General features: G+C 42.6%; 10 protein-coding genes and 1 riboswitch. Of the genes, 9 read left to right on the top strand and 1 reads right to left on the bottom strand.

Annotation, left to right across the window (positions count from 1 at the left end; genetic code table 11):
- The 6 genes from CPT76_RS18840 to CPT76_RS18820 form a co-directional block, all read left to right on the top strand.
- Window positions 1–1,249, top strand: a 1,249-nt coding sequence (locus CPT76_RS18840) for a multicopper oxidase domain-containing protein (protein WP_219845440.1), incomplete at its 5' end; no start/stop codon positions are given.
- A gap of 28 nt (window positions 1,250–1,277) precedes the next feature.
- Window positions 1,278–1,589, top strand: a complete 312-nt coding sequence (locus CPT76_RS38415) for a multicopper oxidase domain-containing protein (RefSeq protein ID WP_258168583.1) — start codon at window positions 1,278–1,280, stop codon at window positions 1,587–1,589.
- Between the two features lie 146 nt (window positions 1,590–1,735).
- Entirely contained in the window at window positions 1,736–2,233 is a 498-nt protein-coding gene (locus tag CPT76_RS18835) for a class I SAM-dependent methyltransferase (RefSeq protein ID WP_181152918.1), read from the top strand.
- Between the two features lie 5 nt (window positions 2,234–2,238).
- Window positions 2,239–2,559 (top strand): hypothetical protein, encoded by a 321-nt coding sequence (locus CPT76_RS18830; protein ID WP_105443919.1) that lies wholly within the window; start codon window positions 2,239–2,241, stop codon window positions 2,557–2,559.
- Between the two features lie 133 nt (window positions 2,560–2,692).
- Window positions 2,693–3,700 (top strand): stage II sporulation protein P, encoded by a 1,008-nt coding sequence (locus CPT76_RS18825; RefSeq protein WP_105443918.1) that lies wholly within the window; start codon window positions 2,693–2,695, stop codon window positions 3,698–3,700.
- 320 nt (window positions 3,701–4,020) lie between these two features.
- Window positions 4,021–4,152, top strand: a riboswitch (cyclic di-AMP (ydaO/yuaA leader).
- 4 nt (window positions 4,153–4,156) lie between these two features.
- A complete protein-coding gene (locus tag CPT76_RS18820; protein ID WP_076169050.1) occupies window positions 4,157–4,627 on the top strand; it encodes a C40 family peptidase in 471 nt (156 codons plus the stop codon).
- Between the two features lie 70 nt (window positions 4,628–4,697).
- Here the strand turns inward: CPT76_RS18820 and CPT76_RS18815 are convergent, their stop codons facing one another.
- Window positions 4,698–6,173, bottom strand: a complete 1,476-nt coding sequence (locus tag CPT76_RS18815) for a multicopper oxidase family protein (RefSeq protein ID WP_105443917.1) — start codon at window positions 6,171–6,173, stop codon at window positions 4,698–4,700.
- 157 nt (window positions 6,174–6,330) lie between these two features.
- Between CPT76_RS18815 and CPT76_RS18810 the strand changes: the two genes are divergently transcribed.
- The 3 genes from CPT76_RS18810 to CPT76_RS18800 all read left to right on the top strand — a co-directional run.
- Window positions 6,331–6,531 (top strand): copper ion binding protein, encoded by a 201-nt coding sequence (locus CPT76_RS18810; RefSeq protein ID WP_105443916.1) that lies wholly within the window; start codon window positions 6,331–6,333, stop codon window positions 6,529–6,531.
- Window positions 6,532–6,782: 251 nt separating this feature from the next.
- Window positions 6,783–7,475 carry a response regulator transcription factor gene (locus CPT76_RS18805; protein ID WP_105443915.1) on the top strand — a complete coding sequence of 231 codons (693 nt, stop codon included), beginning with the start codon at window positions 6,783–6,785 and terminating at the stop codon, window positions 7,473–7,475.
- Window positions 7,472–8,495: sensor histidine kinase (locus CPT76_RS18800; RefSeq protein WP_105443914.1), on the top strand; the 1,024-nt coding region annotated here is incomplete at its 3' end. The genes CPT76_RS18805 and CPT76_RS18800, both read left to right, overlap by 4 nt.

Here is an 8,495-nt window from a genome sequence, read left to right as displayed (position 1 = left end):
GCTTGATTTATGGGTTGAATATGCAACCGGTTTCCTTTTCGGATGGTTTATCTTTCAATCCTTGTTTATGAAAAATATGATGGGCGGTAACTATTGGAGTAATGTCCGGAAAACATTTTATGCAGAATTTATCTCCATGAATGCCATGATGGCAGGCATGGCCCCGGTTATGACATTCCTGATGATGGGGCGTGATATGCGAGCCATGGATCCACTTGAGCCACTCTTCTGGCTTACCATGTCGATTGGAATCAGTATTGGTTTTGTCATTGCGTATCCATTTAACGTGTGGATGGTAAGAAAAGGCATGAAACATGGGTTGATGACCCAAGAAGAGAGTAAACATTCGGTACACTCTCATCACCACCGACAGGCAACAAGTGAAGGCCATCAACTGTCCACTACTCATTCACACAAATCCCATTCTATGAAGGATATGCACCACGCACATCAAGAACATAAAGAACACGAGAGCCATAAGGTTCTAGCCACACGCCCTCAAGTTATGGCATTAACCGTTGTAACTGGGCTGATGCTTATCATCGGCATTGTGATTCCAAATATCTTTGTGAACACCAAGCTGAGTGCACAGGATGTGGGGAATGTGATTATGCCTCCGGGTATGATCATGACGCGTACGTTATCTGGAGAGGCAATGAAGGATATGAGGGCGGTTCTACCCCATGAGGTGAATAAAGATATGGTCGTCGGAAATCAAGGGGATCTGCCTCTGAAACCGACATTAGAAAATGGTTTTAAGGTATTTCGACTAGAGGCGGATATCTTTAAGTGGAATATCCTCCCGAATCGATCCGTGGATGCATATGGTTTTAATGGCCAAGTACCTGGTCCCCAGATCCGTGTAAATGAGGGCGATCGAGTCCAAATTCAAGTAACCAATCATTTACCGGAGCCCACTTCTGTTCATTGGCACGGATTAATTTTAGACAATGCAATGGACGGGGCTGGAGATATTACACAGAAACCTATTCAGCCCGGGGAAACCTATACGTATACATTTGATGCAATTCAATCTGGCATGTATTTTTACCATTCCCATTATGCTCCTGACCGGCAGCAGTCTCTAGGTTTATACGGAATGCTTATCATTGACCCAAAGGACGACACCAAAAATCCACAGTCACGACGTGGAGACAATTGTAAGTTTACAGGAATGGCTTGTACGCGATGGGTTAACCTTTCCAGCGATGTCCATGGAGGGGGCGTTCCCCAATTACTTTACTATTAATGGTAAATCGTATCCAGCAACGGAAACCGTGAAATTAAAGGTTGGACAAACAGCACTTATTCGGTTTGTAGGATCAAACAATAACTTTATCCATCCTATGCATATTCACGGTGGACCATTTGAAGTCGTCGCATTAGACGGTGAGTTGCTTTCTCCCACTGCACGTTATAAGGCTGATACTGTAAATGTTGGACCTGGGCAGCGTTATGACGTGTTATGGACAGCTCGTAAGCCAGGTAAATGGCTGATTCATTGTCATATTCCTCATCATACGACCAATGACAATGTGGAGATGCAAGGTGGTGGCGGCCTGATGATGATCTTGGATGTTACTGAATAGGAGAAAACTCAACCTCCAGGTGGAGGTTGAGTTTTCAACAATACATCCTCAGGTAGACGTCTCAATAATTGATTCTTATTAAAATGAACGTTAGGAACATTCATAAAACATTACATCTCATCTTCTATATTGGAGGGAACGATTCAATGAGCGAAATGTGGAGTTCAGATCAAGTCATTCAAGCATGGAGAAGCAGCTCGGGGGCTAGAGCAGAAATGATGGCGGAAGCTACACAATTGATGCTACAAGCTGCCGGCCTGAAACCGGGCCAAAAGGTCTTGGATATAGCTGCAGGGATGGGGGAGCAGTCATTTATGGCTGCACGTTTGGTCGGGTCGGAGGGTTCAGTCGTGGCCACAGATATTTCGGAAGGGATGCTGCAGATCGCTAGTACATTAGCTCAGGAGGAAGGAATAGCTAATCTCTCCACGTTCGTCATGGACGCTCAGCACCTAGATTTTCCGCCTCAAACCTTCGACGCAGCTATCTCAAGGCATGGACTTATGTTTATCCCCCGGCTGGATCAGGCATTAACCGGTATCTATCACGTATTAAGGGATGGGGCAGCCTTTGCTGCGCTCGTATGGTCTAATGCTGAAAATACCCGGTGCTTAGCCTTCCTATGCAAATATTGCAAGAGGTAACAGGGTTGGAATTGCCTATGGAGGAAACAAATAAGGTTTTTTCTCTATCAAATCCAGAAGAATTAAGTGATATATTTAAAGGTGCTGGGTTTAAAGATGTCGACATCCGCCCCGTTCGGCACCTTCAGCGGATTTCATCGATCAAGGAGCTGCTTCTACACCAAAAAGAAATGGCATCCGGCATGATGGGAAAGGGATTGGGAAGTATCGATGATGAAATACGATCTCGGTTGATATCGAAAATCAAGGAGGCCTTTGAACCCTATGAAGGAAAGCGAGGAATAGAAATTCCTGGAGAATCTCTTCTGGTTCATGGAACCAAATAAAGATCTTCCCGAAAGGAAGAATATCCTTCCTTTCGGATGGTTTCCCTTCTTTACTAATGTGTCGTTTGTTCTATTCTATGAAAATATGGAATAGAAATAGACTACACATAACAATATAGAAAGGGAGAACTACATGCCAAAACAAGCCACATTTAAAGGACTAGGGGTATTTACATTCCTAGCATCTTTCATAATCTCCTTAAAAGTCATCCCGTTGTATATGGATGTCCCCCCTTTACCCGTGAAAGAAGTACCTGAGCATCAGATGAAAATAAATGATCCGCTCATCGAAATGGATCCTCAGAAAAAAGCGGTTACGTCTTCCATAAAGAAAGCCCCTCCATCTAAAAGTGCGACAACACCCCAAGCGTTGAAACAAGCTAAAAGCAACCTGCCATCCGATACGAATCAGACCAATACACGATTAACTACAAAGAATCAAATTATTACTCCGGTAACGAAGAAATTGCCTCAGAAGAGTAATCCAGTGCATTCAGGTCCACCTCAAGTCCTTATTTACCATACGCACAACCGGGAATCTTGGCTGCCAGAACTTGAGGGGCAGAAGAACCCAAGTCAGGCGTTTGACGCTAAAGTCAATGTTACTTTATTAGGAAAAGATTTGGCTTCTAAGTTAACGGCAAAAGGAATGAATGTCATCCAATCCACCGAAGATTACGCCGGAGAAATTCAAAACTTTAATTACGCAAAATCGTATGTGTATTCTAAGGCTACACTCACTCAGGAGCTGTCTAACCATAAATCAATCGAATATGTATTTGATATCCATCGAGATTCAGAGTCCAGAAATCGTACAACGATCCAATTCAATAATGTTGATTATGCTCAATTATATTTTGTGGTCGGAAGGGATAACCCAAACTGGGAAAAAACAATGCAATTTGCCACGAGAATTCAAAATAAATTAAACAAAAAGATACCCGGAATCTCCAAAGGCATTTATCAAAAGGATCATTCGAGCGGCAACGGTAAATATAATCAATCCCTTGTCGAATCCAGTGCCTTGATAGAAATTGGCGGAGTGGAGAATATGCTTCGAGAAAATTATCGGACGATCTCCATCTTGGCTGATGTCATTCATGAAATTTGGCATGAAGATCATGGTTCGACTGTGTCCTGACGGTAAATACCTCTAACCGATCTGGCAATGCCAGATCGGTTTTTTTGTTTGGCGTCTATATCATTATTTGCCTTGGTTTTTCTGTTACTTGGATTAATTCTTTACAAAATTGTTATTTGTTCTTGCGTAAATGTTCCGTTACCAAGATAAGCACCTCGATATCGGGATATTGAAATCGACAAACTCCTACTCAGTTTCGTTGAAACTTCCATAAAATCCAACAAATATCTGTGAAAAAAGTTACGGTTAATGGGAATCTATCAATTAGGCATTGACAAAAAATCTAGTTATATACTACATTATGTAGGGTTACATTTTTTTAATCATTATTGCCGAATTTCTTGATACTGAAAACGGGGGAACCATTTTTGGGTGAAATATTCTCATTGAAGAATAGAGGGAACCTTCTACCGAACCCTTAGCTAACTCCGTAGGCATCGGAAGGAGAACTACATAGTGAAGAAAGTAATTTTGTCAATGTTAGGTGCGGCCATTGTTTTTTCAGCAAGTGCAACCAGTTCCTTTGCCAGTTCCGTTAAACTCGAAAGTGAGGTGGATAAGGTCGTAGGCACTCCTTATCAGTGGGGCGGCACATCAGTGGCTGGTTTTGACTGTTCCGGTTTTATTTTATACATATTCGATAAATTCAATTTAGATTTACCCCGCACATCTAAAACACAGGCTCAAGCCGGAACTCCAGTAGATCGTGAAAACCTTAGAGCAGGAGACCTGGTATTCTTTAATACGGACGGTACGGGAATTTCTCACGCGGGTATTTATATCGGCAATAATGAGTTTGCACACTCTTCAAGCAGTAAAGGCGTTACGATTAGCAAATTATCGGATTCATATTATAAAAATCGGTATGTTACAGCACGCCGCGTCGTGAGTCAACAAAGTTACCTGAAAATGATCAGCGAAATTTGATCTAGTCGGGATAAGCCACCTAAATCAAAAATGAAAGCACCGGCTGAAGTCAGTCGGTGCGTTTTGTTGTTTATTCAGGGACGTTGTTCACAGTGGGATCAGGCGTATAATTATTTTGATAATCATCATACATCACATCAGTTACCATTCCAGCGGACGCGTGGTGTAAATCGTGGCAGTGGAACATCCATTCACCGGGGTTGTCAGCTTCAAAGGCAACTTCATACGTTTCGCCAGGTTTGACGTTCAGCGTGTCCTTCATGATCGGAGATCCTTGAACGGGCTTGCCATTCTTGCTCAAGACTTGGAAGAAATGGCCGTGTAGGTGCATCGGGCCTCTTTTTACTTTGATTGTATCCGTCTCCGGAAAAATCTTTCCATTGATCGTGTAAACCATTTCTCCATTTCTCATCTCGGTATTTAGATACATTGTCACGTCTTCATCAAAGGTTTGATCCAAAGAAAATGCGGATGCAGACATGGTTCCGTACTTCTCCAGATCAAAATCGGGAAGTTCTTCGGAGGCATTGGAAGGGTCGGGCTTCGAATTGGAACCTTCGTATTGAATAATGGCTCTCATATTTTGTGCTCGATTATCCTTAGCATGTTCTTCAAGCAACCAGGTTCCGGGATGATCTGCGGTAAATTCAATATCATATCGTTCTCCGGGAGCAATCGAGACGAATTGATCCTTGATCACAGCTGGGTCATTCACGGGCTGCCCGTCGGATGCAACAACCTTAAAGGAATGACCGTGTAAATGCATCCGGTGAGTGATGTAGCCGGCGTTAATCAACCGAAGTTTTACTTTTTCACCCTCTTTAACGGTAAGCTTATCGATCGCATCACCTGTTTTTCCATTGATCGTATAAAGGTCATACATACTCATATCATGTCCTGCCATATTCATCCCACCGTTATCCATGTTCATATCTCCAGAACTCATCCATTCATCGAGCACAAGGGTGTAATCGCGGTCAGCTGTATCTTGGGGGTCTTCGACAATAAGAGAACCATACAAGCCTTTGTCCACTTGATTCACACTGTCTTGATGTGAATGGTACCAATAAGTTCCCGGTATGGTGGCTTTAAATTCATAGGTGAAGGTCTTTCCGGGTTCGACGGCATCTTGTGTGACTCCTGGAATTCCGTCCATATTGTTGGGAACCGGATAGCCGTGCCAATGGATGGAGACAGGCTGCTTGAGTTGATTTTTTAAGTTTATTTTGACCGTATCCCCAACCATTACCCGGACTTGTGGACCGGGAACCGAGTTGTTAAATGTCCAAACAGGAATGGTTTTTCCCTTTTTCACTTCGAGATTACTTTCCTGTGCGGTTATGGTGAATTCTTTACCATTCACAACAGGTGTTGCTGTTGTCAATTTAACGGATGCAGCGGATTCACTGGAGTTGGAAGTAGAGTTTGAACCCATATTCATTTTTGAATGATCCATTCCGTTCATATTGCTTACTTTCGAGCAGCCAGCAGCAGAAATGGCCACCGAGCTAGCGAGGATTATTGTTCTTATTATCGCTGCTTTCATTTGAAGAACCCCTTTCTAATTCTTTTGATGTAAACCTCATTCATCATAAAATAAACATGTATAGAAATGATGAAGATGGCTGGGCTAGTATAACTTTAGGCTTGAATATCATACTATAGGGGGGTATACTAATAACAAATCGAAAGGAGAGTCGAAATTGAAAACCATTACTTTAAACGTAAACGGAATGAGCTGTCAACACTGTGTGAATTCCATTGAAGGAGCTCTTAAGCAAATAGGGGCAGGGGGGAAGGTTAACTTGTCCAATGCTTCTGTTGAAGTTCAATTCGATGAGACCAAACTTACAGAAAGCAAAATTAAAGAGACCATCGAAGAACAGGGTTATGATGTTGTTTAAGTAATAAGTTAAGTAACCTTGAAGTGATATATAGAGGTGCCAAGAAAACCTTGGCGCCTCTAACTATAACTATGCTCGGAACAAGTGAACCCTTAATAAAAGACATTGAAGTCGTCAAAATGAAGAAAATCGGGAAGAAGCATAACAGGTCATTTCGTTGTGAGAAATGATCTGTTTGATTATATAGTCTTGCAGAGAACGGAAGTTGAGGCGTAGGAAAAAGAATCCGCCTATACGTTTGGAGGGAACTCATGCGTAGAATTTTAGTTGTTGAAGACGAGGAGAAAATCAGGGAAGTCATCATCGCTTATTTAAAAAAGGAAGGGTTTGAAGGGCACGAAGCGGCCACAGGGGAGAGTGCTTGGAATGAATTAGCCAATCAACCTTTTGATTTGGTTTTGCTGGATCTTATGCTTCCCGACATGAACGGAGAGGATTTATGCCGGAAAATCCGAACAGCTTATCCCACACCAATTATTATGCTCACAGCTAAATCGTCCATTTCGCATCGTATTCATGGGTTGTCTGTTGGGGCAGACGATTATATGGTGAAGCCGTTCGATCCTCAAGAACTCATAGCCAGAATTCGCACTGTACTAAGGCGAACCAATCAGCAAGAACTTCTGGCCGATCGATTAGAATATGGCGAAGGACGTCTGATTATTGATAGCCATGCCAAACAGGTCTTCGTTCAACATAAACCCATTAGTTTAACCCCATCTGAATATAAATTGCTTTTAGTTATGGCGAGAAACTCGGAGCGAACGTTCTCTCGGGAAGAATTGATTGAACTCGTTATGGGGTTTGAATTTGATGGAGACTCGCGTATTATTGATCAGCATGTCAAAAATTTGCGTCAAAAAATGGAGGAGGACCCGAAGAATCCCTTATTTATCCGGACTGTTTTTGGAGCAGGGTACCGCTTTAACGGGGGGAGTTTATGAAACGTACATTATCTTTTCGCTTAAGCACGGTTCTGATTTTATATACCGGCTTTATTTTGGTGATCGCTTCGATTGCTATGATCAATGCAACCCACTACCATTTTCAAATGTATGGACGCGAAATGTCCGAAGCGCAACATTCAGCTGATTCACTGAATTCTCACTTGGAGCAAGCGATTATCCAATCCATAGGCTTAACGATTGGGGGAGCTTTAATCATCTCATTTGTGTTAAGTGTGTATATCGCCAAACGGATTTCGTCGCCATTAATCAGCATGAAAAATCTTACATTAATCATGGCCCGAGGAAAACGGGATGTCCGTCTCCCGTTGAAGAGTTTGCCCAAAGATGAGCTGGAGGAGTTGGCCGCTTCCATCAATCACTTAGCTGAACAACTGGAGCAGCAAGAAAAATTGAGAATCGCTATGACCGAAAATATTGCCCATGAGTTGCGGACACCTTTAACCACATTGAATAGTTACCTCGCTGCTATTCAAGACGGAATATGGGAGCCTACTCCGGAACGGATCCAGTCCAGCCGTGAAGAAATCCATCGTTTGATTCAGCTGGTTCATGATTTGGAAGAGCTTCAAATCGTTAATTCCATCGATTTTCAATTCATGCTTGAGCAAGTCTCTTTAAAGAAGTCCATTGATCAAGTCATGGACCTCATGCGTCCTTCATTTCAACAAAAGGGAGTTAACCTGGAGAAAAAAGATATACCCAATGTTTGCGTAATTGCCGATGAAAGCCGGCTTATTCAAATCTGGACAAACCTGTTATCTAATGCATTGAAATATACACCTGAAGGCGGTAGCGTTGAAGTCAATGGTACCGTCCAATTAGGTGTGGTCCAAATTACCGTCTCAGATAATGGCATAGGAATTCCATCAGCGGATCTTCCGCATATCTTTGAGCGTTTTTATCGGGTAGATAAATCACGCAGCCGTAAAATGGGGGGCGGTGGGCTTGGATTAACCATTACCAAAACGTTGGTAGAGCGCCACGGTGGGCAGATAT

Origin of the sequence: Paenibacillus sp. AR247, assembly GCF_002968895.1 — a bacterium.
Classification (GTDB): Bacteria; Bacillota; Bacilli; order Paenibacillales; family Paenibacillaceae; genus Paenibacillus_AQ; species Paenibacillus_AQ favisporus.
This window is presented reverse-complemented; position numbering and strand designations above follow the sequence as displayed.